This is a genomic window from Microcoleus sp. FACHB-672 (genome assembly GCF_014695725.1).
Taxonomy (GTDB): domain Bacteria; phylum Cyanobacteriota; class Cyanobacteriia; order Cyanobacteriales; family Oscillatoriaceae; genus FACHB-68.
This window is the reverse complement of record NZ_JACJOU010000022.1, coordinates 1-24,939: the sequence shown is the minus strand read 5'-3', so window position 1 is coordinate 24,939 and position 24,939 is coordinate 1. Positions and strand designations below refer to the sequence as shown.

The window sequence follows — 24,939 nt, the reverse complement described above, 5'->3', positions numbered from 1 at the left end:
AATAGAAGAATGTCTAACCTTTTGATTCAATTGCTACTAATTGGTTTAGTTGCCGGTGTCGCCGGCGGAATGTTCGGCATCGGCGGCGGCGCAATTATGGTGCCGGCAATGGTACTCCTATTAAGCCTCGATCAAAAATTAGCCACCGGCACATCTCTAGCCGCCCAGGTATTACCGATTGGAATTCTCGGTGCAATTGTCTACCATCGCAACAACAACCTGAATATTAAACACGCGATTATCATTGCCATTGGCTTAGTAATTGGCAATCTCTTCGGCGCACTTTTTGCTAATCAGCCATACATTAGCAGCGAACTCATGAAAAAACTCTATGGCCTATTTTTATTCCTCATAGGATTCCGGTATTTATTTCCCAACTTATTTACTCGCTAAAAGCCGGCCAACTCCTCTTTATCTGTGTATGCCGGCGGTACGCTGCGCTATCATCTGCGGTTAATTATCTTTAAAAACCCCAAAACATGGCCTTAAAAAAATTCCCAGAAAAATTCTTGTGGGGTGCAGCAAGCGCTGCCTATCAGATAGAAGGTGCCTGGAATGAAGATGGTAAAGGCGAAAGTATTTGGGATCGCTTCACCCACCGGCAGCATACCATTCTCAACAGTGGCAACGGCGATATAACTTGCAATCATTATCATCAAATGCCTGAAGACGTAGCCCTAATGAAAGAATTAGGGTTGCAAAGTTATCGCTTCTCAATCTCTTGGTCGAGAGTAATCCCGCAAGGATACGGAAATATCAACGAAAAAGGCATCGACTTCTACAACCGGTTGGTCGATAAATTATTAGAAGCCGGCATCGTCCCCAACATCACCCTCAACCACTGGGATTTGCCCCAAGCCATTCAAGATGCTGGCGGCTGGCCAAACCGCGATATCACCGATTGGTTTGCCGAATATGCCGGCTTGATGTTTAGTCGGCTGGGAGATCGAGTAACCTTGTGGTCTACTCACAACGAACCTTGGGTAGCGGCTTTTTTCGGCTACGGCTTCGGCAATTTTGCCCCAGGAATTGCAGATTTTTCCCAAGCCTACCAGACTGCCCATCACCTGTTACTAGCTCACGGCAAAGCATTGCAGGTGTTTCGCCAAGGCGGTTATCAGGGCGAACTTGGCATTGTGTTGAACTTCTCCCATTTTGAGCCGGCAACCCATAACGAAGCAGATATCGCAGCCTGCCGGCGAATTTATGAGAACACTATCAGCTTATTCTTGGAACCACTATTCAAAGGGCGTTACCCAGAAATGCTGTTTGAGTGGATCGGTTCCCACGCACCAAAAGTGCAAGACGGCGACATGGCAATCATTAGCCAGCCGATCGACTTTTTGGGAGTCAATTATTACTTCACAGATGCCATTTCTTTTACCCCTTGGGGCGGATTGCTCAAATATGATTCCAAACCCATCTCAGCATCAGGTTGGGGTAAAACTGAAATGGGCTGGGGGATCAATCCTGCCGGTTTTAAAGCCGTTTTACTTGATATCAAAGAAAACTACGGCAATCCCAAAATCTACATTACTGAGAACGGTTGCGCCCTCAAAGATACACCCGACACAAACGGTTTTGTGAGCGATCCCAACCGGATAAATTTTCTTCGCGCCCACTTTCTGGCAGCCCACGATGCGATTGAAGAAGGTGTTAATTTACATGGCTACTACATTTGGACTCTGATGGATAATTTTGAGTGGGCACACGGATACAAGCCACGTTTCGGCTTAGTACGAGTGGAATATGAAACAGGCAAACGCATCCCCAAACAGAGTGCTAAATGGTACAGCGAAGTGATTGCCGGCAACGGATTTCAGGAGTGAGATTGAGTGCTGAATGCTAAGTGAGTAATACTTAGTTAAGCTTATCTTCTTCTGCTACGGCTAAAGCTACCGCCACGGCTGCGAGAAGGCGTACGAATTGAGGTTTCAGTATTGCCGGCATCACTTTGAGTTTTAGGAAGAATATTAGTAGAACCAGTATTTAACGGTTGCCGGTCACGCCGATTAGTAATATCAACTGATGGAAGATAACAGGAGAGTGCCGGGGAATGGCTTTGCCACGCGTCCTCGCATTCATCTAACTCAGAATCCTCTAATTCTGCATCACTTACTGCAACAGCAGCCGGTTCAGCAGTTCCTTGCCACTGGCTAATTAATTTTTCAGCTTGTTGCAGATTCTTGGTATCTCCCTGCTGAGAAAAAAGTTCTGAGGCTTTCTGTAAGTCTTCAATTCCTTTTTCCTGAATTCCTAGCTCATAACGCAGCGAACCTCGTTCCAGGTAAGCTCTAGCATGGTTTGGCTCAACGCGGATTGTTTCACTTAAATCAGATACTGTCTGTTGTTTATTTCCTAAGACATATTGCGCCAAAGCGCGATTAAAATATGCTTGACTATAGTTAGCATTCAGTTTAATAACCTGGTTGTATTCTTGAACGGCTTTCTGATTATTTCCCAAAGCCGAATACGCAATTCCCCGCCCGAAGTAAGACTCAGCGATGCTGGAATTCAGACTTACTGCTTGCGTAAAATATTCTAAAGCTCGCCGATACTCCGCTTTTTCAAGTTTAAGAACCCCTCGGTTATTAAAGTCTGCTGCCTGCTGAGCAGTTGCAAATCTTTTGCTGATTATCTCGTAATTAGAACGGTAAGCCGGCAACTTCTGCTGAGCGATTTCTGCCACAGATGTACTTACGGGAATCGTTTTAACGAGGAGAAGCGCCATTTGCCATTTCTGCTTCGCTTCATACCAAACTTTCACCGGATGCGGTGGCTTTTGCACCAAAATAGCAGCTTCCATCGCTAGTTTTTCAGCATTTTTTAGATTTTCTGCTGCTAAAAAATTTACCCCAACAATGCTTTGCAGTCCTCTCAGCTTAACTAGATCCGCTTGAGCTTGTTTGTAGGGAAATCCAGGCGCATTGGGCATCTTTTCTAAAATGGCAATTGTTTCTGTCAAAGATTGCTCTGCATTTGTCAGCGAATTGATATCAGGACTATTCTTAACAGTTTCCACCTTCGCTATTACGGTTTGGGATTTAGCGAGCGTCCACTGCTGTGCTTTATATAAGGTGAAGAAGCCGGCACCCACCCCAACAATTAAAAGGCCGATTGCAATATATGATGAAGTGTAGAGTTTTTGTGGGTAGAGTTCGATATTCTGATTGCTTGCAATTGGCTCAGCATTCTGAGTATTTGTAACTAACGTATGATTCTGATTACTTGCAATTGACGCGGGATTCTGATTGCTTGTAATTGGCTCAGGTTTTGCGAGTTCCCGCCGCATTTGCTCTAACTCTAACTCGATATCGGAGTCGTCATTTGTGTTAGCCATGCTTCCTGCAACCCTACCCAATATGTAGTGAACCGCACTCGCACCCAAGGGTGTCTGCAGCAATCTTACACATATTGATCTGGCCTGAACTCGGTATTTTTACGGGTTCAGGCTGATGGCTAAACAATCAGTTTCTGGTATTCTTGCTCTGTGACAATCTCTAGCGTACTCTCTACCCGATCAACAAACACGATGCCGTTGAGATGATCGAATTCGTGCTGAAAAATTCGGGCAACAAAATCGCTTAATGTTTGCCGGCACAGTTTGCCATCCCGAGTGGTGTATTCAACTTCAATCGCTTGATATCTCGGAACCAATCCCCGAATCCCCGGAATACTTAAACATCCTTCCCAATCCTTCACAACTTCAGCGGAGTGAGCAATAATCTGGGGATTCAGTATTGCTGTTGGTTCCATCACCGGCGCATTGGGATATCTTATCGTTGGGCGCGATGCCACAATAAACAAGCGGTAAGATTCTGCCACTTGGGGCGCGGCAATTCCTACGCCATTCGCTTTACCGGCAGTAAAAATTAAGCGATCAATCAGTTTTTGAATGTGTTCATCGTGAACATTTTCGATTGGCTGAGCTTGCCGGCGCAGGATGGGATCGCCTAGTTGAGAGATTTCCAGTAAGTCGCTCATAAAAATTTTTCTACGCTACATTAAATAAAGAAGAGCTGCATCTGCCTGAAGAGGTAGGCTAATTGTAAAGTTTTGTTAAAATCGTCAAAATTCTGCTGATAGCTTTCGATTCTTGGGCACTATAAAAATGCCACGGAAGACGGGCAATACCAAATTACCTATACACAAATGTTACAAGAACAGCTGACCCCCTGCGCTAACCTTCTCTATCAATGGATTCTGCGGAAAGTTCCCACCAAAGCTACGGCTAACCTTAACATCAAGGATTTTCAAGCATGGAGTGCTGAGTTTAAGGAAAGACCCTATAGCGAACGTGAGGTTCTCAACGCTTTTAGGCAGTTAAAGCAACTTGAACTGATCAACGTTACCAAAACGGAGGTAACGATCCGCGCTAAACAGATGGAAACTTTCAATGGGAACAAGTCTTCTCTCGCCAATCGGTTATTATCACGTCCTGGTAAGCTTAATCTTTACATTGTAGCGATTTTAGTAACTTTGATTCTCGGTGGGTTAAAGTTGGCCACTATGCCTTCCAGTACGGCGTCGTCGCAAGCGCAAATACAAAATTTAAAACTCCCCAATTTCTGGAATTCTCCAAGTGACAAATAATAGGGTGGCGCGGTTGGCGGCTGCCATCGCGCCACACAGTAACGGAGCAAAACTCGGCTACTCAGGTTGCACCGGCATTGGGCCGGGTTTTACCTCCAGTTTCAACGTCTTCCCATTACGGTTAATTTCAACTTGCAGGGGGCTACCGAGCTTGCTGGCTCGTACCAACTGTTGCACGGTTTCTGCCTTAGTAATGGGCTGATTGTCAATCTTTTGGATCACATCGCCGGCCCGCAACCCCGCTTTAGCTGCCGGTGCATCCTCAGCAATCCGACTGATTAAAACACCTTGGTCGGTTTCTACGCGAATGCCACTACTGGGTTCAGCGTTAATTTCTTTTCTAATTTCCGGCGTCAAGGCAATCATCTCAATGCCAAGATAGGGATGTTCAACTTTGCCTTTGCTGATCAGCTGCTGGGCAATTTCTTGCACCGAGTTAATCGGAATCGCAAAACCCAGCCCTTGCGCCCCACTAATGATAGCCGTGTTCATGCCAATCACCTCACCGGCAGCATTCAGCAGTGGTCCGCCAGAATTTCCGGGATTAATCGCAGCATCGGTTTGAATAAAGCCAACCCGCTTATCAGGCACGCCCACTTGATTGCTAGATCGTTCAGTCGCGCTAATAATGCCGGCTGTCACCGTATTGTCTAACCCCAAAGGATTGCCGATGGCGATGGCCCATTCCCCCGGCTGTAGCAGCGCGGAATCTCCGATCGTCACCGCCGGCAAGTTAAGGGCTTGAATCTTAACCACCGCCACATCAGTCACCGGATCTTCCCCCAGTACCTTGCCGGTGAACGTGCGCCCATCCTTGAGTGTCACCTCCACCGTATCCGCACCATCAATCACATGAGCGTTCGTGATAATATGGCCATCCTCACTGAGGGCAAAACCAGAGCCAACGCCCTGCTCAACGCGTCGCTGCTGAGGAGGTTGCGGTTGATTTCGGCCAAAAAATCGGCGAAAAATGGGATCTTCAAACATATCTGAGCGTGATCGGCTTACGGTTCGGGAGGCATCAATCCGCACCACAGCCGGACCCACTTTCTCAACTGCCGCCACAATAAAATTAGAATCCACATCAGCCGGTGGCAAGGACTCAACTGCAGCAGTCTCTGTTTGCAGAGGAGCTAAACTCTTGAACTGTTGAGTTTGTTTCGCCGTTGAGCCGGCAAATAACTGCGGGTTAGCTTTGATAAAACGCGTGCCCAAGAACGTGCCACCGGCTCCCATCAGCACCAGCAGTAAGTAAATTGCCGGCTGCTTCCACGAAAATTTGCTTGATGCCTCAGTCTTGCTGGTTGAAGTATCCATCAGATTGATTTTGGACATTAGATTGTGAAGTTTGGATTTCGGGCGCTAACGACAGGTCACGCAGGGTTTTGGTAGACTGCAGACAGCGATGGCAAAGACACTTTCAATTTTTTATAGAAAGCCGTTAAATTAACAGTATTTAACCGGAGTTTCCCCCCACAATCAGAATAGCTTCTTTGCCAAATAAAAATGTCCTTGGCTTGACTTCATTATAGATTAGGGGGATTTGAGAGACTAGGGTTAGGAGAGTCCTGAGTCCTGAGTCCTAAGTCCTGAGTGGGAGAGTGGGAGAGTGACACAGTGAAAGAGGTGATGAAAAGATCCCCATGCCCCATGCCCAATCCCCCATCCCCCATTCCCCATGCCCAGTTAGCAGTAGAGGTAAGCGGTGACCATTCCCCTTGAAAGTCTTTGGAATCAAGTCTTAGAACGCCTGCAACTGCAACTGAGCCGGCCTACCTTCGAGACTTGGATCAAGACTGCCAGTGCCGAACAACTGGAAAATAACTGTTTGATCATTCGCACGCCCAACCCTTTTGCGCGTAATTGGTTGCAGAAGTATTACATCAAAACCATTGCTGACGTTGTGCGTGACATTTTGGGCCACAGCGTCGAAATTTACATTACCACGGCCCAAGCTGATCAAACCACGAGTGCCGGTGAAACCCAATTTCTGTGGCCATCTGCCACCGGCACCCCAGAACCCACACCCACCCCCCGGCCCAAACCGACCGACTTAAACCAGAAATATGTTTTCTCGCGCTTCGTGGTTGGATCTAACAATCGCATGGCTCACGCCGCTTCTCTTGCCGTGGCAGAATCTCCCGGACGAGAATTTAATCCCCTGTTTCTGTGTGGCGGTGTCGGCTTAGGAAAAACCCATTTAATGCAGGCTATCGGTCACTATCGCTTGGAAATCGATCCCGATGCCAAAATCTTTTATGTTTCCACTGAACAATTTACCAATGATTTAATCGCAGCCATTCGTAAAGATAGTATGCAAAGCTTTCGCGAGCATTATCGCGCTGCAGATGTCATCTTGGTAGACGACATTCAATTTCTCGAAGGCAAAGAATACACCCAAGAAGAATTTTTCCACACATTTAATACCTTGCACGAAGCCGGTAAGCAAGTTGTGATCGCCTCAGACCGGCCTCCTAATCAAATTCCTCGCCTACAAGAACGACTTTGTTCTCGCTTTTCAATGGGTTTGATTGCAGATATTCAAACGCCCGATTTAGAAACACGGATGGCAATTTTGCAAAAAAAGGCAGAGTACGAAAATATGCGTCTGCCTAGAGATGTGATTGAATATATCGCCTCTAGCTACACCTCCAATATTCGAGAATTAGAGGGAGCTTTAATTCGGGCGGTTGCCTATATCTCAATTTCTGGTTTACCGATGACGGTGGAAAATATTACGCCGATTTTAAATCCTCAAACAGAGAAAATAGAAGCTTCACCGGCAGCAGTGATTATGGCGATTGCCGAAGCCTTTGATGTTTCAATCGAAGACTTGAAAAGCAACTCGCGTCGGCGAGAAATTAGTCAAGCTCGTCAAATTGGAATGTATTTAATGCGACAGCATACAGACTTAAGTTTGCCGAAAATTGGAGAAGAATTTGGCGGCAAAGATCATACAACCGTGATGTATAGCTGCGAAAAAGTTGCCCAACTAAAAGAGAGCGATCCCAGTTTAGCCCAAACGCTTCGCCAACTGAGTGATCGCATTAATTTTGCAAGTCGGCCATCTAGGTAATCTTTCTTTCCTAACCTTGAAGATTGCCTGTACACAGATGCAAAACTGCGAAGTTCTTGATCGGCTTTTTGTTGCCGATGCAGAAAATTTTTGATTTTAACTTTTATTAAATAATACGGTTAAGAATTAAGAAGGTCGACCCATCCTGTGGAAAACTTCCCTAAAGTTGTGGAAAACTCTGTGGATAATCTGTGGAAAAGCGGCCTGATCCAGTGAAAAACCCGGACAAGTATAAATACTCTGTGGAAAAACCGGGGACTTTTCCCACAGGTTTTCCACAGGCTGAACCGGCATCAAAGATTTGCCGGCAAAGCGTTTCTCAAGTTTTTCCACAATTTCCACAGCCTTTACGACTACTCTTTATAAATTCATTTCTGATCAGTCGTTTTATTCGCACCGGCATCCAACTAGATTGTTAACTCTAGAGAGTGCTACGATTTCCTTCCAGGCAAATTCTGCCAAAATATCGCTCAGGGGTATGGCGTGTTCCGTACTTCAATCACTCCAAAGTAGACATTTAAACGCCATGAAGCTGGTTTGTGCCCAAAGTGACCTCAGTACCAATTTATCGCTCGTAAGTCGTGCAGTGCCTTCTCGTCCGACGCATCCAGTGCTTGCTAACGTACTCTTGAGTGCGGATGTGGAAACGCAGCGGGTGCAGTTGACAGGATTTGACCTTAGTCTCGGACTTCGCACCAGTTTTGCTGCCTCTGTGGAAGAGGGGGGGGAAATGACGCTGCCGGCAAAACTACTCAATGATATTGTGTCGCGTTTGCCCCAGGGAGAGATCACGCTAGCGGTTGAAGAAGCTGCCGGTGAGGGTTCAGATGCCGGTATTACTGCCACCATCACTTCAACGTCAGGACGCTACAAAGTTCGGGGAATGGGAGTAGAAGAATTTCCAGAGTTGCCGGTTGTGGAAAATGGTCAAGCAATCTATTTGCCTGGTGAGGCTTTAATTGAAGGACTGCGGGGTTCTTTGTTCGCCACCAGTGCGGATGAAACCAAGCAGGTACTCACCGGCGTCCACTTGAAAGTTGGGCAAGATGACTTAGAATTTGCAGCGACTGATGGCCACCGGCTGGCTGTTGTGCAAACACCCAAACAGGGTAAGGTTGATGAGGACTCAGATCAGCCAGAAACCGACAACCGAGAATTTGAAATGACGGTTCCGGCGAGAGCTTTGCGGGAATTGGAACGAATGGTGGGAATGCGCCAAGGATCTGAACCGATCGCCCTGCATTTTGACCAAGGGCAAATTGTTTTTGAGTTAGGAGATCAGCGGCTGACGAGCCGAAAATTAGAGGGACAATATCCGGCTTACCGGCAATTAATTCCCAAAAATTTTTCTAACCAAGTTAATGTTGACCGGCGGCAACTGTTGAGCGCTTTAGAGCGGATTGCGGTGCTTGCAGATCAAAAGAATAATATTGTCAAGTGTACGCTTGATAGCGAGAACCAGCAGATTTTTCTATCAGTTGAAGCGGCGGATGTGGGGAGTGGAAGAGAGTCAATGCCGGCGCAAATTTCGGCAGATGAACCGAAAGAAATTGCCTTCAATGTTAAATATTTGATGGATGGGTTAAAAGTGCTAAGCACTTCTGAAATTCAGATTCAGCTTAATTTAGCGACAAATCCGGTGGTTCTAACGCCGTTGGGAGGGATGAAAATGATTTATTTAGTCATGCCGGTGCAATTGAGAGCTTGAGCTATCAAAACATTCATTGAGTCAATTTGTTCGGGACAAGTCAAACAACAGTGAGCTTTCAAGTCCCGACTTTCTCAAAACATTGACAATGGATTTCTTGAAAAAATCTTTTTTAATCACAGATGCTCGTGCAGCGTAACGCGCCGGCATAGATTGGCATTTGAAGACTTTTGCATGAAGTTTAATATAAATTTCTTTGCTCTAGCTCACCACCAATAGTTAAATTAAGAGGAATCGCCTCGCCTATAAGAGTTCATAATGGGGCAAAAAGATAAAAAACAAGTCACAGCCGGCATCAAATGGATCATGATGTCAGCAGTTTTAGCCCTGGCAAGCGCTGGCGGCTGGTTAGTCTATGGCCAAATTATTAACCGGCCAGCCGATGCCGTCTCGGTGCGTCTAATTGACGTTAAACAAGACAACGTTGAAAGTACAATCAACGAGAGCGGCACAGTGGAACTTGGGGGTCAGCAGACACTCAAATCGCCCCTAGAAGGTGCAGTTGCTCAAGTATTGGTGCGACAAGGCGAACGCGTTGATTCTGGGGAGCAACTGCTCGTGTTGCGAAACCCGGAACGACAGATAAGCCTCAGCACCCAGCAGGCGAAAATTCGGGAACAGGAAATCACCCTAGCAAATAACCGGCAGAAAGTTCTCGAAGCCACCGCACAGCTCAACGCTGCCCAAAAGGCACTACAGGATATTGTCAGCCGGCGCGACAATACAAAACAAATCCGTCTCAACCAGCAGCAGTTGGAGAGCGAAAAACAACAACTCACCTTAGCAAGCAGCCGGCAAAAAGTTCTTGATGCTAAAGAAAGCCTCGCATCTACACAGCGAGAGCTGCGTGAACTTGAAGAATTAGATCGTCGAGGTTTCATTGCCAAAACGGAACTTCGAGAGCAGGAAGAGACAGTTCGCAATGCTGAATCTTCTTTACGCGAAGCACAGTCACAAGTGAACACCAATATTATTGAGCAACAACGCCTTCAGTTAGAAATTCAAACAATAGAAGAAGAATTTCAGGACAAAGCCGAAGAAGATCGCACTACATTGCAACAAGCGGAAGCCTCTGAACGAGACGCCACCGCTGCATTGCGACAGGCAGAAGCAGACGTTGCCACCGCGACTATCGCACTACAACAAGCGCAATTAGAACGCCAAGAAATTGAAGCGAAACTTCAAGAAAATGTTGTGATTGCCCCGATTAGCGGTGTGATTCTCGACCTCGTCGTTAAAGAAGGGGATGGCGTTAACCTCAGCGATAAGCTGCTCACCCTGGGCGATCCCTCCCAAGAATTCGTAAAACTTCAGCTTTCCACTCTGAATGCGGCGCGAGTAAAGCCGAATCAAGAAGCCCGGATTAGTGTGATTGGCCCAGAAGGAGAAACCTTCGCCGGCCAGATTGTGAGTTTGTCACCACTGGCAGGTGCCGGCACCCAAAATAGCCAAGATCAAAGCAGCGAAGCCGCTCAAGCAACTGTGCCGGCAACGGTGCGGCTGAGCACTCCGAGCGGTAAGCTGATTCCAGGCAGTCAGGTGAATGTGGAAATCGTGCTGGATGCGCGGCAGAACGTTGTGGTTTTGGATACAGAGGCCATTCAGCGGGAGGGTCCATTACCGTTTGTCTGGGTGCGCGACACTCAAGGCAAAGCTCAGAAACGTCCTGTTAAGCTGGGTTTAGAAGGGTTAGTCACGGTGGAGGTCAAATCTGGACTGCGACCGGGCGACCAGGTTGTGGTGCCCCCGCCAGAGGCTGCTTTGGAGGCTGGAATGCCGGTGACTCCCGAAATAGAACCCCCGAAAGCTAAAAATGGCAAGGGAAAACCGAGAACCAAAAAATAACTGCCTAACTCTAAAATCGATATGAGCCTCGCCCCTTTCGATCTCCTCGCCCTCACTTGCAACTCTTTGCGCGGCAACCCCTTGCGTTCCGCCTTGACAACGCTGGGAGTGTTCATGGGAGTGGCTGCTGTCAGCGCCACGCTTCAAGTGGGCAATATTAGCAAAGCTGTGCTCCAACAGCAACTCGCAGAACGCGATGCGCCGCACCTTAGGGTTTTCGCCCTGTGGGATCGTGACACCGGGCAGCGGCTCGATCTGAAGTTGGAAGATATGGAATTTTTGCGACAGCGAATCGTGGGTTTGCAGGCGATCAGTGCGGGAGAGTCGACAGGTGCTCCAAAAACGGTGTTTCAGGGAGAGGAAGCCACGCCTGACATGCAGGCGGTTTCTCTAGACTACTTGCTCACAACTGGCCGGCAATTGGTGGCGGGCCGATTTTTCAATCCTGGGGATTTTGCTAGCTACCGTCCTGTAGTGGTAATTGATGAATTTTTGGTAGAAACCCTGTTTCAAGGCGAAGATCCGATCAATCAACGCATCTATGCTGATAGCCGGCCTTATATTGTCGTAGGGGTGGTGCCAACCAAGGAGAGTCTGGGTGAGCCAGAGGGACAATTGCTACTGCCGATGTCGGTTCACAGCGCCCTGACGGGTCGCCGCGATATTGGAGAAATTTGGCTGCGCCCTTACAAGATGGAAGACTTGGCAGATATGGGAGAACAAGTTAAGAAGCTTCTGGAACAGCGTTTTCCAGGTCAGAAGTTTTATATTTATAACAGTGTTAAGAAAATTATAGAGCAGCAAAAAACCCTGGAATTGGTTTCACAAGCACTGCTAGCACTGGGGGCAATTTCACTGCTGGTTGGGGGCGTTGGAATTGCTAATATTAGTATCGCAGCGGTGATGGAACGTACCCCAGAAATCGGTCTGAGGCGAGCAATTGGGGCAACTCAGACCGATATTATGTTGCAGTTTATTCTAGAAGCAGCGATTTTAAGTTTAGTCGGGGGAATGGTAGCAATTGTAACAGTACACGGGTTAACGGTTGTGGTGGCTGAGACGTTTACACTGCCTTACGAGTTTGAAACCGGCACCGCAGCTTTAGCATTAGGATCAGCCCTATTAGTGGGGGTGGGTGCTGGATTTATGCCGGCTATCCGTGCCAGCCGACTCGATCCCGTTAAAGCATTACGTTCTGAGTGAAAATTCCATAAAAGTTTAAAAATAACCAAAAAAATCTAAACTAAATCACCCCAAACCTTAACCCCTCTGCGGTTTAAAATAACACCTTTGCAAAAAAATTACTGAGCCGGCTTTAATTCTTATGCATCAGCCCCCGCATCCTACTTCCGACGAGCTAGATCCAAGCCCTTCCTCAGTTCTCTCCATCCGAGACAGGATATTTCGCATTCTCACACTCGTGGGTGCTACTGTGGGCTGGGTTTGTATTTTAGCTTTTGCTGTTAAACCTTTTTTAACTGTCAAAGCAACTGCTGAAGGTAAATTAGTTGAGCCGGCACCCTCTGCAAAAATTAACCCTGTTCAAGTTAAAAACACTCAGCGGTTAATATCTTCTCAAATCTCAACTCAAAATAATCCTCCACTTCCTAACGTTCAACAGCAGCAACCAATTTCTCCGCCCGCGTCGGTAGTTCAATCTTCAACTTATCAAAATTTGGCATTAAAAACAGCAGTAAACAATTCTCAGAGTCGGATAAAAAAATTTGGATGGAAAAAGTCGGTTAATACTTTAGCGTCTGCGAATCGTTCTCAACCCCTCAATTCCCCTGCAAAAATTTCCACCCAATTTCAACAGCATTCCTTGTCGGCATCTAGCTCAAATTCACCGACCAACAATAATTTAGAAAGTAAAAAAAGAGGTGATTTACAGACAGAAACGAAACAAAAGCCGGCACAACAACCATCCGTTACCGATGAGCCAGGGATTCTTTTAACGGTTTCTGATATTGTAATTTTGGCTTTGCAGAATAATCGAGGAATTAAAAACGCTTATCTCGAAAGAATTGTACAAAGACAAGATTTAGCCGTTGCACAAGATAAGTTTGTTCCTAATTTTACACCCAGAATTTCAATCGCATTAGATCGCCAAAGAGTAGGTGCCGGCACAAGCAAATCAGGCGGCGTGGATCTGGGGGCAAATGTTTCTGTTACCCTTCCTGCAGGTGGAAACTTGAGTTTTGGCTGGAATGGCACGGGACGCGCTTTAACAACGAATAACTTTGATTTTGATGATGATTTCAATGATGGCGGCGCACTTGGACAAAATCTCCAGCTCAATTTTAATCAACCGCTTTTAAGGGGATTTGGCGTTGAAGTTAACCGAGCTTCTATAGATATTGCTCGTTTGAACGAACAAGCTAATATTTTATTTTTAAAATCTACGCTGAGCGATATTATAACCAATGCTATTTTAGCTTATAGAAACTTACTACAAGCTCAGGAACGCGTTAAAATCGAAAGAATTTCTCTAGAAATTGCTCAACAGCAATTGGAAACTTTGCAGGTTTTAATTAATGCCGGCAGAGAAGCGCCAGTGGATATTTTTCCAAGTGAGACAAATGTTGCCAGCCGGCAACTCACTTTATTAGCTGCTGAGAATGAGCGAGAGCGAGTCAGGTTGGAACTGATTAAAATTCTCGACATTGAGCGAACTACCAATATTTTAGCCGCCGCACCTTCTTCGTTACCCACAACACCGCCAGATGTAAAAAATTTAAACCAACTTGCTTTGACCAACAATCCCAATTATTTACGCTCAACACTTGCCCTAGATATCTCTAAATTTGCGCTTTTACTAGCAGAAAATGAGCGAAAGTGGAATTTAGATTTTAATGCAACCTATGGCAATGTCGCAAATACAGGAAGCGATAAAACAACAGACGTGAGAGCCGGCTTGACTTTCAGCCGAGAATTTGGCGATTTAACAGTCGAACAAAGATATCAACGAAGTCGAGTTAACCGACTTCAAGCTGAAAACAGTTTAAATGATGTGAAAGAAAGTTTAGAAATTGAAGTAACGGATAGAATCAGAGATGTTAACTTGAAGCTCAAACAAGTGGAACTTGCCCAACGCGCTAGAGAATTATCTGAAAAGCAACTGAGTATAGAACAAGAAAAGCTTAAATTAGGAATATCCAATATTATTGATGTTGTCGGTTTTCAAAATGACTTAGCCCAAGCCAGAAATGCAGAATTAGACGCTAGAATTGATTATTTAAACGCACTAACTTTGCTTGAGCAAACGGTTGGAATTACTTTAGATGCTTGGAATATTACAGTTGAGACAAAATGAAAAGTTAGTCAATTTGCCTGAATGCGATATATTTTTATCACAGATAACCACAGATAGGTTAAGCGCTGGTGTAAGAAGCTAAGGCGTAGCTAATCCGCTAAATAAATAAATCTTCCACCGGCATCGATTAACCAGGTACAGCCGGCTCAGCTTCTACCACTTCACTCTGGTGATCAACCTGCGGCTGTTGCGGATGATTAATGCGCTAAAGTCTCACAACTTCTTGCTGGAGAACATTATACATTCCTCACCACTAGCCTCCATGCCGCAGACACAGGTGCCCCTTCCAGAAACTTTTCTCCAATCGGTTTCCCTGTGTAAAATGCGGCAATAGAAGCGCCCAGTTTAAAACTCATAAATCCTTTCACTTCGCCGGCTAAACCTTTGCCACCTCAGTAAAGCGAATCTTGAGATAATCATCTTCCATTTTGGCACCGGCAGGCTGTAGAGCAGCCAATGCTTGCGGCAGCACTAAATTGCGCCGGTGGTTGCCAATTCGGATATTTAATTCATCCCCCGTCTTATTCAGTTGAACTTGATCTTTAGGAATTCCAGGCAAGTAAAGTTCTAAGCTGTACTGATTATTCTCTTGTACCACTCTTAGGGTGGTTTCTTTGTAGTAAACCTGAGTCGGATCTTCATCCGCATACAGCGTTTCTTTCAGGCGATCTAAGGCAGCTAAGCCGCACATTTCTTCGGAATAAAGGGGGACTTCCTTAACCGGCAGTGGGTGAAAATTCTCGTGAATTTCGTGCCGGTATTGCTGCTGATTTTCTTTCCAGCGCTGAAAGAAAGGATCGGTTACAGATTCAGGAATAATCCGGTTTGCCACGACTAGATCTGTGCCGACGTTATAAAGACTTAAATAGGCATGAGCACGAAGCGACTCTTTAATCACCATTTTCTCTGGATTGGTGACTAAGCGCACAGATGTTTGAGTATTATCTGTGAGAACTTTTTCTAATGCTTCAATTTGTTCGTAAAACTCATAGGGCGCATCCATCACCTCTCTGTCAGGCAGGGAAAAACCGGCAAGAGGTTTAAAAAATGGTTCAACCAAAGGGCGCAGCACAACTGACATTTGTTGCAGTGGGCGATAAAACCGGCGCATATACCAGCCACTGACTTCCGGTAAACTCAGCAATCTCAATGCTGTGCCGGTGGGTGCTGAGTCAATGATCAGCACATCAAATTCACCCTCGTCATAATGACGCTTCATCCGGACTAGGCCAAAAATCTCATCCATACCCGGTAGAATGGCCAGCTCTTCAGCTTGGACGCCATCCAGTCCTCGCGCTTGCAGAACTTGAGTGATGTAGCGCTTCACCGCACCCCAATTGCTTTCTAATTCCATCAGCGCATCGAGTTCTGCCCCCCATAAGTTGGGGCGCACCAGTTGCGGCTCGTGGCCCAGTTCCAGATCAAAACTGTCTGCCAAAGAGTGAGCGGGATCTGTACTCAGCACAAGGGTTCTATAGCCGAGTTCAGCACAACGCAAGCCTGTAGCCGCTGCTACGGAGGTTTTGCCCACGCCTCCTTTGCCGGTCATCAATATTACGCGCATGAATCGTTTAACCCCGCCTGAGAATTATTTACATTTATTTAATTTAGCGGGTTTTCGTCGGCAACAGGTCTGGCTGAAGGGAGATTTCAATCCCTGTTAGGCATTTAGCGATTTTGCGTTCCTCAGTGCCGGTGGATGCGGCGTCAATCCTCAATTTTCAATCTGCACTGGCAATTTGTTGACTGATTAACCCCTCAATTTCCAGCTCCCAGTCATAACTACTCCTGAGAAGTTTTTACATTAATTAACCTTAGCGGATTTTCCGGGCCACAACTGCTTTACAACATCAAGGCGCGAACAGTTCCAATAATCAATGTGAGAAACAATTAATTCTTCAGCGTTGAGTTTTAATTCACTCTTACCGGGAATGGCGATCCGGGGTTTCCAGGGAACCGGCGCGTTAAAGCTCAGTGTCCAGCGGGTTTCAATCGTGTCACCGGCACGCTGCATATCGTGCACATCCATTTGCGTGTCAATAAACCAAGTCTTGATAAAACCGATCATCAGCCGGTAGCGTTCTACACCCCGAAACTCATTGAGCGGATCTTTAAAATAAACATTTTTATCATAAATACTGTAAGTTTGGTCAAGGGGAAATCTTTGATAGTCTTGCTGAAGAATCTCGATAATGTCCACAGTTAACCTTCCCTCCGTAATATTGTTGAGCGCAAAGCTTGCTGAGCAGCAAATCAGCTTTTAATTAACTGTTATAGGATTTTCAGGCTCAGACCACATTTTCGAGTTTGCCCCTGATTATATGGCAATGGTGAGTTGCCCTGCAGTCTGCGCTCCACCGGCATAAAGTATTGAGATTTTAGATTTCCCGCTAATTTCTGTAAACTCATTACATCACTGAAGGTGCGATTCGCAAATATGCCTAAACGTGTAACCATTCAACCGCTCCTCAACGCAACTGAACTTGAAACGCGTTACCGCCAAGCTAAAGATCCGGTTGAACGCAGTCATTATCAAATTGTGTGGCTGCTGGCTTCTGGAAAAACGACCCAAGAAGTCGCGCAGGTAACGGGTTATAGCTTGGATTGGATTCGCAAAATTGTTCGCCGCTACAACCAACTTGGGCCAGAAGGACTCGGAGATCGCCGTCACGAAAATCCGGGTGGCGAGCCGTTGCTGTCTGAGGATCAGCAAGCTCTATTGTGGCAAGCTTTACATGGGCCGGCCCCTGATGGTGGGTTATGGAACAGCCGGAAAGTGGCCGAGTGGATTTCCACTCAAATAGACCGACCTGTAGCAATGCAAAGGGGGTGGGATTACCTACAACAAATGGGCTTCCGCTTGCACACTTCTCGCAATCTATCTGAGAGCGCAGTGTCGCCGCCTGCCTTAGAATCTGAGCCGGTGCCTCAGGAACAGCGGAAAAAAACAGGTGCCGGTCGGGGATCGCTCACATCAGAATCATCCGGGAGCGATGGTGGGACTGCCGGCTAACGAGCAACGTCAAATAAGCGGTAGGCCGGCTACCGCCCGGAGTGAGGCAAATAAAATGACTAAGCGGATGCTATCCGAACAGATTTTGCTGTGAATTTGCATTATTTTCAACAATAAAAAATTTAGTTGAGGAAATTGCTATTAGTTTAAAATCCAAGCTTCTAAACTATCAAAATTTAAAAAAGCGACTCGCTTATAATCCTAAAATATCCAAAATTGAGAAAGCGTCCCTACCTCTGCCTGGTATTGTACAAAAGAACAATGGGAAAAAAAGTTAAAGAATAGAGAGATTTAAAAATTGTTTGAGTAAGATTATACACACTCCAAGATAACGCGGGTGCTGGCTAAATTTAGAACCTTAACGAGTAAGAATTAAGAAAGATGAATCAATTGAGAAAATCCTTAACACTAGCAGCAGGGCTTTCATTGGCTGTAGTGGGTTTGGGGACGGGCGCTGTAGCCGGCCAAAACGGCAGTCCAGAGCCGGTTTTAATTGCCGACTACTGTGCAAATGTCACAACCCAAAGTACCCCTCTCGCTGTCCGAGAAGGGCCGGGGGTAGTTTACCGGGTGATCAGCAGCATCCCCAAAGGCGCAAAAGTCAGGGTGGCAAGAAGAAATAGCGCCCCAATGAATACAGAGGCTTGGCACTGGTTGTATATTACCAGGGCGGAATTACCCAATGGTGATCAGCCATTAGAAGGTTGGGTCTCCTCCAAATTTATTGGAGCCGGTTTTAATTGCCAGGGTTTTGGCGGAGCAAGTTGAAGTTAACTGTGCTCAAATTTGCTAAAAGTGAAGTTTTTCGAGTTCACTTTTATTTGTTAAAAATTAAAGCATCACATTTGACAACAAGCGTGATGCTTTTTATTTTTACCGGCTTTCAAGAATATCTCATACCAAAACAGACTTTTTCACTTACTATCAAGAGCCGGTTTAAAACTCAGCCCTTACTCTCACTGCATTCGGTCAATTGTGCGGTACTGAATCGCTTCAGCTACATGGGGAGTTTGCAAGTTCTCATCCCCTGCCAAATCTGCAATGGTTCTCGCCACTTTCAGGATGCGGTCAGTCGCCCGCGCCGAAAGACCCAACTTGCGAATTGCGCCTTCTAATAAATTGCGGCTAGCATCTTCTAGCTGGCACCACCGGCGCAAATGCTGTGACTGCATTTCAGCATTGCAGCCCACCGCTGGGTCTTCTTTAAAGCGATCACGGGTGCGTTCCCGTGCTGCCCTCACCCGATCTCGCACCGGCGCAGATTCCTCACCCGTGGGTTGGCGCGTAATTTCTTCAGGTTTGAGCCGGTTGACCGCCACTTGCAAGTCAATCCGATCCATCAAAGGCCCAGAAAGCTTTGCCCAGTATTGCTCTCGGTGCCGGGGCGTACACGTACAAGCCTGAATTGAATCTCCAAAATAGCCGCAGGGGCAGGGATTTGTACTGGCAACTAAGGTAAATTGTGCGGGAAAACTCACAGATTGCCGCGTACGCGAGATTGTAACGTGACCATCTTCTAGCGGCTGGCGCAGAAATTCTAAAACATCGCGTTTAAACTCGGTTAACTCATCGAGAAATAAGATCCCCCGGTGGGCGAGAGAGATTTCTCCAGGTCTTGGGAAACTGCCGCCGCCGACAAGGGAAGGGCCAGAGGCTGAGTGGTGGGGGCTGCGGAAGGGGCGATCGCTGACGAGGGAACCTCTATTTTTTAAAAGACCGGCAACAGAATGAATTTGCGTGACTTCAAGGGCTTCCTGAAACGATAGCGGTGGCAGAATTCCAGGCAACCGTCGTGCCAGCATGGTTTTACCGCTTCCCGGTGGCCCTACAAAGATGAGATTGTGACCACCGGCAGCGGCAATTTCCAAGGCGCGGCGGGCGTGGGCTTGACCTTTAACATCCTTTAAGTCAGGGCCGGCATATTGCGCTGTCGCTAACTCTTTTAACCCATCCAGTTTCACCGGCACATAGCGTTCTGGATTATTGAGCAAGTCTGCCACTTCAGCCAGATGCTTGCACCCATAGACGGATATCCCTTGCACCACAGCCGCTTCCTGGGCATTTGCTGCCGGCACCACCAAGCCGGTGATCCCCAGCCTTTGGGCCGCCGCTGCAATGGGCAACACGCCGGCAACGGGACGCAAACTGCCATCCAGGGAAACTTCCCCCAAAAATAAATAATCTCCCAGCAACTGGGCACTGACTTGCTCAGAGGCGGCTAAAATCCCGACACTAATCGATAGATCGAAGATCGGCCCTTCTTTTCGTAAATCTGCCGGTGTTAAATTAATCACAATTCGCCGCATTGGAAAGGCATAGCCGGCATTTTTCAGCGCCGCCTTGACTCTTTCTTTCGACTCTTGCACGGCGGTATCTGGCAGCCCCACCACCACAATTCCCGGCAAGCCACCCGACACATCAACTTCTACACCGACTTTAACGGCGTCGATGCCAACCAGCGATGCACTCCAAACTCTCGCAAGCACTTTAATCTTCCTGAAATTGGTAAAAATTATCGGTCTGGAATTTATATTTTTTAAAAAAGCTTTCTAATCATTTTTTAGAGCTAGGTAACTACCAGCATTCATAATAACGCTATCATTCTCTACCCACTCCCCCACAACTGAGCAAAATCTTCGCAATCTTTATTAACAAAAAGTAGTTTACTCAAACGCCTTACCCCCTTAGGATGGCATATAGCACAATCAAGGAAGTATCTGCATGAGTGAAACCACAGAAACTATTTTCAGCAAAATTATTCGTAAGGAAATTCCAGCGGATATTGTTTATGAAGATGACTTGTGCCTTGCCTTCAAAGACATTCACCCTCAAGCGCCGGTGCACCTGCTGTTAATTCCTAAGAAACCGATTCCTAAACTTGCTGAGGCGACATCAGAAGATCACGCGCTGATGGGGCATTTGCTGTTAATTGCTAAGCGCATTGCCGACGAGGCCGGTTTAAGTAATGGTTTTCGCCTCGTCATTAACAACGGCGATGATGGCGGCCAAACAGTTGATCACCTGCATTTACATATTCTCGGCGGACGCCATATGAAATGGCCTCCCGGTTAGATGACTTGGGGATTATAGATTTTAGATAACTTTAAGAATCTAAAATTTGTAATCCCTACACAACAGCTTTGAGATCACAAGCCGCCTCGTTGAGTTTTTGAATCCCCACTTTAGTTTGTGTGATACCGCTGGCTGTCTCAACTGCTCCCTCATTTAAACTGCTCATGGCTTCAACGACTTGCTCAATGGCATTGGCTTGCTCTTTAGCAGTTAGGGAAATTTGTTGAAGGTTCACCACCACATCCTCAATTGCGGTCAGCGCGGTTGTTTGATTATGCAAAACAATATCATTGATTGCCTCAGCAACTCCCTGAGAAGATTTTAAAATCACCTCATTAATCGCTTGAGTAACATTCGTAAACGCCTTGCTCGTTTCTTGAGACAGTTTGATGCCTTCCTGAGCAGTTTTTTGGCCTTCTTCCGTAGCCATAACTGTGGAACTGATTGCCGACTGAATCCCAAAAATGAGGGTATTAATTTTATCGGCTGATTTTTTACTTTGGTCGGCTAATTTACGAATTTCTGTAGCCACGACCCCAAATCCTTTACCATGTTCTCCCGCCCGTACAGCTTCCACCGCCGCATTGAGAGCAAGCATATTTGTTTGATTGGCTAAATCGCTGACGATGTTCGTAATGGTGCCAATTTGATTCGTTTGCTCGCTCAAACGTCCAATTTGCTGACTGATCTTGCTGACTTTTTCTTTGAGGATAAATATTTCCTCTAAGGTACGCTCAACTGTTTGGGTTCCCCCCTCTGCCAAAGATAAAACTTGACGGGCTGTAGTAGTTCCATCTTCTGCAAGGTTTAATACCTGTGTAGCCCCTACTACTGATGATTCGGCTAACCTGAAGACCTGACGCGCATTTTCTGCCGCTGATTGGGCTTGTTCAACTGTTGCTTTTGAGGATGCACCTAATTCATTCATCGTCGTACTGGTTTGATTAACCGAAACAGCCTGTTGCTGAGCAATCCGTTCGTGTTGCTCTACTGCGATCGAAATTTCGCCAGAAGATCTAGCGATTGAGCTTGCCACCATATTAAGTGGCTGTACAACTCGTCGGGTAATAAACAATAAAATGAATAAGCAGAAAATTATACCCAAAACGGGAATTCCGAAAGAAGTAAGGTTCCCCCATTCCTCAGCTTGTTTTGCTATGTTTTGCCTTTTGATTAAAAGCTGGTTTTCAGCTTCAATCATTTCAGCCGTTTTTACTCTAAAATTATCCATAATATTTTTTCCCTTTGCCGACAAGATTAAAGTTCTTAATGCTTGTTCTTTGCCGGTTCTTTTCAGGAAAATAGTTTCAGCTAATTCCTTCATTTTTTGATCAGATAAATTTTTAATTTCGCTTAAATTCCTGATTTGATCGGGATTATCTTTAAGCAATTTTTTTATTTCATCAAATCGAGCATTTAATTTTTGTATTGAATTGTTGTAAGGTTCTAAAAAGCTCTCTTGACCCGTAATAATAAACCCTCTTTGTCCGGTTTCAGCATCAATTAACATCTTTTCCAAGTCTTTCAAGTCTTCTTTGACTTCATAAGTATGCGTCACCCAACCGACGGATGATACTAAAGTATTTGAACTCATTTTAAAAGCCAATGCACCCAACAGCATTAGACAAAATACTGTCCCAAAACTTAAGGGTACTATTTGAGTTAGCCTTGCGTATTTTGTAGCGATTTTTTTCGACATGTTCTTGATAGATTGAAGGACGTTTCAGAAAAACTGCGTTAAATGAAGAATTTTATCTGACTCAAGGATTGCTCCTCGTTTAAAAATGAAGATTTTAGATTATAAATGTTTAAATTCAGCTAAAATCCTTACGCCGCTGCTTTTAAACTCTGAGCCGCTTCATTAAGTTTTTGAAGTCCAATTTTGGTTTGAGCCAGCCCAGTAGCAGTTTGAACAGCTCCCTGATTCAGAAAGTTCATCGCCTCAACAACTTGTTCAATCGCAACTGCTTGCTGTTTAGCTGTTAAAGAAATTTGTTGATTGTTTACTACTACATTTTCAATTGCTTCAAGTGAAGTTTTTTGATTGTGCAACACAATCGAATTAATCGCTTCCGCTACTCCCATAGAAGATTTTAAAATAATTTCGTTAATCGATTGAGTGACTTGGTTGAAAGCCTCTGCTGTTTCTTGAGAAAGTTGAATACTTTCCTGGGCTGTTTTCCGTCCTTCTTCTGTCGCAACAACAGTTGAATTAATAGCTGTTTGAATCCCTAAAACTAAGCTATTAATTTTATCCGCTGATTTTTTACTTTGATCGGCTAATTTACGAATTTCTGTGGCGACTACACCAAATCCTTTGCCCTGTTCTCCCGCCCGCACGGCTTCTACTGCTGCATTAAGGGCTAGCATATTTGTTTGGTTGGCTAAATCACTGACGATGTTCGTAATGCTGCTAATTTGATGAGCCTGCTCATTCAAACGTCCAATTTGTTCGGCAATGTTAGTAACTTTGTCTTTCAGAATTGATATTCCCTCTAAAGTTCGCTCAACCGTCTGACTTCCCCCCTGTGCCAAAGACAAAACTTGGCGCGCTCCCGTTGCTCCATTCTCTGCTAGGTTTAATACTTGAGTGGCTCCGGCTACAGATGATTCTGCTAACTTTAAAACTTGACGCGCAGTTTCTGCGGATGATTCTGCTTGTTGCACAGTCACTCTTGAGGAAGAACCTAACTCATTCATAGTGGTGGTGGTTTCATTAACAGAAGTCGCCTGCTGTGAAGCATTACGCTCCTGTTGCTCTACTGACGCCGCAATTTGTGTTGAAGAACCGGCAATTGTATTGGCTGTTTGATTCATCGTTCGATTCGTTTTGGCAATGGTTCCCCAGATCAGAGACGCAGCGGCACCAGAAAGCACCAAAGATAACAGTGCGGTTACCACAGCCGCTAAGATCAGAAACTGGACAGCATTAGCTGCACTTCTGGTATAGGATTCCATTATTTTTCGCTCGTTTTGGTTTGCTTTTTCACCCAGGAGATCTAGCCCCCCTACCATTGCTTTAGACTCTTTTAGGTAAAGGTTAACAGCCTGATTGTGCTGACCGGCATCCTTTAGACGAAAAGTTTCTAGGCACATTTCATAATATTCATCGCCTAACTGAATCATTTCGTTGAAAATTTGTTGCTGGACTGGGTCTTCTATCAGATTTTTTGAAGCCTCAACAGCCATATCGTAAAGTTGCTTTTGCTTCCTAAATTCCTTGAGAGGTTCTTCAGATTTGACGAGGAGGTAACCCCGCACTTGTCGAGCCATCATGGAAGTTCTCAAAACCATAATGTCTGTCTGGACAACAATTTCCTGTGTTCTCTCGACTTGTTTAAGTGCTTCCAAAAGTTGGTTGCCTACGAAAAAAACTAGCCCACTAAATCCAAGTCCTAAAACTACAGGAATTGAAAAACCCGTAAATATACGGCCTCTAAGTTTAAGATTTGCCAACACAGAAACTACTCCTAACTGTCAAGCATCATTATTATAATAATTATAAAAATAAGGTTTGTGTAACCTACTTTAGTTTCTTGGTGAAGGCAAGTAAAAAATTTACAATGTAAAATAAGCTAATATCTCTTAATCTGCTAATTTTAAAGCCCAGGCTCGTGAGCGGCTGGAATTATCAAGTTATATTAATTAATTGCTGGATTCCTACAATTCTCAGTCAGAAATATTTTTGTGATTCACTGTGAGGGTCTCAGGGCAATCGGAGAGTCATCCGTAGCTGATGAGGCCGATGGTAAGGGTGCTGAATGCTTTGAGTCAAAAGGTATTTCCCGCTTAATGAAGGCGAGCGCGCTCTGGCATTTGGGCTTGCATATTCCTAAACCTCTCTCAAAAACTGCCGACCAACCGCTTGCCGGCACAAAATAAAATTTTTATTAAATTGCTTTACAAAACTCAATATAGACAGTAATCTATATACTAAGGTAGAAAAAACGCTACCGCGCACCTCGAAAAATCAATAGCAATCATAAATCAATGACCACAACTCTCCAACGCCGCGAAAGCGCCAACGTTTGGGAACGGTTCTGCGAGTGGGTCACATCAACCGAAAACCGGCTCTATGTCGGCTGGTTCGGCGTCCTAATGATCCCCACCCTCCTAACCGCCACCACCTGCTTCATCATCGCCTTCATCGCTGCCCCTCCAGTGGACATCGATGGCATCCGCGAACCCGTTGCCGGCTCACTGCTATACGGCAACAACATCATCTCCGGCGCAGTCGTGCCCTCCTCTAACGCCATCGGCCTGCACTTCTACCCGATTTGGGAAGCAGCCAGCTTAGATGAATGGCTTTACAACGGCGG

20 protein-coding genes and 1 pseudogene are annotated in these 24,939 nt (G+C 45.7%); 13 read left to right on the top strand and 8 right to left on the bottom strand.

Annotated features, from left to right (window positions below):
• Positions 1–9: 9 nt before the first annotated feature.
• Both H6F56_RS17830 and H6F56_RS17825 read left to right on the top strand, forming a co-directional pair.
• Positions 10–393 carry a sulfite exporter TauE/SafE family protein gene (locus H6F56_RS17830; RefSeq protein WP_190670829.1) on the top strand — a complete coding sequence of 128 codons (384 nt, stop codon included), beginning with the start codon at positions 10–12 and terminating at the stop codon, positions 391–393.
• 86 nt (positions 394–479) lie between these two features.
• The gene (locus H6F56_RS17825) at positions 480–1,829 is read left to right on the top strand and encodes a GH1 family beta-glucosidase (RefSeq protein WP_190670827.1); all 1,350 of its coding nucleotides are present in this window, start codon (positions 480–482) and stop codon (positions 1,827–1,829) included.
• A 41-nt stretch (positions 1,830–1,870) separates the two neighbouring features.
• On the opposite strand, the gene H6F56_RS17820 is transcribed toward H6F56_RS17825, so the two are convergent.
• A complete protein-coding gene (locus tag H6F56_RS17820) occupies positions 1,871–3,340 on the bottom strand; it encodes a tetratricopeptide repeat protein (protein WP_190670825.1) in 1,470 nt (489 codons plus the stop codon).
• 119 nt (positions 3,341–3,459) lie between these two features.
• Positions 3,460–3,984: a peptide deformylase gene (gene def / locus H6F56_RS17815; protein ID WP_190670823.1), complete on the bottom strand. Its 525-nt coding sequence runs from the start codon at positions 3,982–3,984 to the stop codon at positions 3,460–3,462.
• Positions 3,985–4,152: 168 nt separating this feature from the next.
• On the opposite strand from def, the gene H6F56_RS17810 reads away from it, so the two are divergent.
• Positions 4,153–4,593, top strand: a complete 441-nt coding sequence (locus H6F56_RS17810) for a hypothetical protein (RefSeq protein ID WP_190670821.1) — start codon at positions 4,153–4,155, stop codon at positions 4,591–4,593.
• Between the two features lie 57 nt (positions 4,594–4,650).
• Here the strand turns inward: H6F56_RS17810 and H6F56_RS17805 are convergent, their stop codons facing one another.
• Positions 4,651–5,928: an HhoA/HhoB/HtrA family serine endopeptidase gene (locus H6F56_RS17805; RefSeq protein ID WP_242032067.1), complete on the bottom strand. Its 1,278-nt coding sequence runs from the start codon at positions 5,926–5,928 to the stop codon at positions 4,651–4,653.
• A 370-nt stretch (positions 5,929–6,298) separates the two neighbouring features.
• Between H6F56_RS17805 and dnaA the strand changes: the two genes are divergently transcribed.
• The 6 genes from dnaA (at position 6,299) to H6F56_RS17775 (ending at position 14,535) form a co-directional block, all read left to right on the top strand.
• The gene (gene dnaA / locus H6F56_RS17800; RefSeq protein WP_190670819.1) at positions 6,299–7,669 is read left to right on the top strand and encodes a chromosomal replication initiator protein DnaA; all 1,371 of its coding nucleotides are present in this window, start codon (positions 6,299–6,301) and stop codon (positions 7,667–7,669) included.
• A 191-nt stretch (positions 7,670–7,860) separates the two neighbouring features.
• Positions 7,861–8,088, top strand: a complete 228-nt coding sequence (locus tag H6F56_RS17795; protein ID WP_190670817.1) for a hypothetical protein — start codon at positions 7,861–7,863, stop codon at positions 8,086–8,088.
• A 107-nt stretch (positions 8,089–8,195) separates the two neighbouring features.
• On the top strand, positions 8,196–9,377 hold the full coding sequence (gene dnaN / locus H6F56_RS17790; RefSeq protein WP_190670815.1) for a DNA polymerase III subunit beta: 1,182 nt from the start codon (positions 8,196–8,198) through the stop codon (positions 9,375–9,377).
• A gap of 258 nt (positions 9,378–9,635) precedes the next feature.
• Complete coding sequence (locus H6F56_RS17785) at positions 9,636–11,222, top strand: efflux RND transporter periplasmic adaptor subunit (RefSeq protein ID WP_190670813.1); 1,587 nt, start codon at positions 9,636–9,638, stop codon at positions 11,220–11,222.
• Between the two features lie 21 nt (positions 11,223–11,243).
• Positions 11,244–12,425, top strand: coding sequence for an ABC transporter permease (locus H6F56_RS17780; protein ID WP_190670811.1), 1,182 nt, complete (start codon positions 11,244–11,246; stop codon positions 12,423–12,425).
• Between the two features lie 121 nt (positions 12,426–12,546).
• The gene (locus H6F56_RS17775; protein ID WP_190670809.1) at positions 12,547–14,535 is read left to right on the top strand and encodes a TolC family protein; all 1,989 of its coding nucleotides are present in this window, start codon (positions 12,547–12,549) and stop codon (positions 14,533–14,535) included.
• A gap of 376 nt (positions 14,536–14,911) precedes the next feature.
• Here the strand turns inward: H6F56_RS17775 and H6F56_RS17770 are convergent, their stop codons facing one another.
• On the bottom strand, positions 14,912–16,099 hold the full coding sequence (locus H6F56_RS17770) for a TRC40/GET3/ArsA family transport-energizing ATPase (protein ID WP_190670807.1): 1,188 nt from the start codon (positions 16,097–16,099) through the stop codon (positions 14,912–14,914).
• A 240-nt stretch (positions 16,100–16,339) separates the two neighbouring features.
• Positions 16,340–16,735, bottom strand: coding sequence for a DUF2358 domain-containing protein (locus H6F56_RS17765; protein ID WP_190670804.1), 396 nt, complete (start codon positions 16,733–16,735; stop codon positions 16,340–16,342).
• Between the two features lie 237 nt (positions 16,736–16,972).
• On the opposite strand from H6F56_RS17765, the gene H6F56_RS17760 reads away from it, so the two are divergent.
• Entirely contained in the window at positions 16,973–17,548 is a 576-nt protein-coding gene (locus H6F56_RS17760) for a helix-turn-helix domain-containing protein (protein WP_190670802.1), read from the top strand.
• A 381-nt stretch (positions 17,549–17,929) separates the two neighbouring features.
• Positions 17,930–18,316 (top strand): SH3 domain-containing protein, encoded by a 387-nt coding sequence (locus tag H6F56_RS17755; RefSeq protein ID WP_190670801.1) that lies wholly within the window; start codon positions 17,930–17,932, stop codon positions 18,314–18,316.
• A gap of 188 nt (positions 18,317–18,504) precedes the next feature.
• Here H6F56_RS17755 and H6F56_RS17750 read toward each other — a convergent pair whose 3' ends face one another.
• Positions 18,505–20,034 (bottom strand): YifB family Mg chelatase-like AAA ATPase, encoded by a 1,530-nt coding sequence (locus tag H6F56_RS17750; protein WP_190670799.1) that lies wholly within the window; start codon positions 20,032–20,034, stop codon positions 18,505–18,507.
• Positions 20,035–20,269: 235 nt separating this feature from the next.
• On the opposite strand from H6F56_RS17750, the gene H6F56_RS17745 reads away from it, so the two are divergent.
• Complete coding sequence (locus H6F56_RS17745) at positions 20,270–20,620, top strand: histidine triad nucleotide-binding protein (RefSeq protein ID WP_190670797.1); 351 nt, start codon at positions 20,270–20,272, stop codon at positions 20,618–20,620.
• Positions 20,621–20,675: 55 nt separating this feature from the next.
• Here H6F56_RS17745 and H6F56_RS17740 read toward each other — a convergent pair whose 3' ends face one another.
• Both H6F56_RS17740 and H6F56_RS17735 read right to left on the bottom strand, forming a co-directional pair.
• Positions 20,676–22,214: a CHASE3 domain-containing protein gene (locus H6F56_RS17740; protein ID WP_242032066.1), complete on the bottom strand. Its 1,539-nt coding sequence runs from the start codon at positions 22,212–22,214 to the stop codon at positions 20,676–20,678.
• A gap of 233 nt (positions 22,215–22,447) precedes the next feature.
• Complete coding sequence (locus H6F56_RS17735; RefSeq protein ID WP_190670794.1) at positions 22,448–24,079, bottom strand: methyl-accepting chemotaxis protein; 1,632 nt, start codon at positions 24,077–24,079, stop codon at positions 22,448–22,450.
• Positions 24,080–24,610: 531 nt separating this feature from the next.
• Between H6F56_RS17735 and H6F56_RS17730 the strand changes: the two are divergent.
• A pseudogene (locus tag H6F56_RS17730) lies at positions 24,611–24,939 on the top strand (photosystem II q(b) protein); the annotation flags it as partial.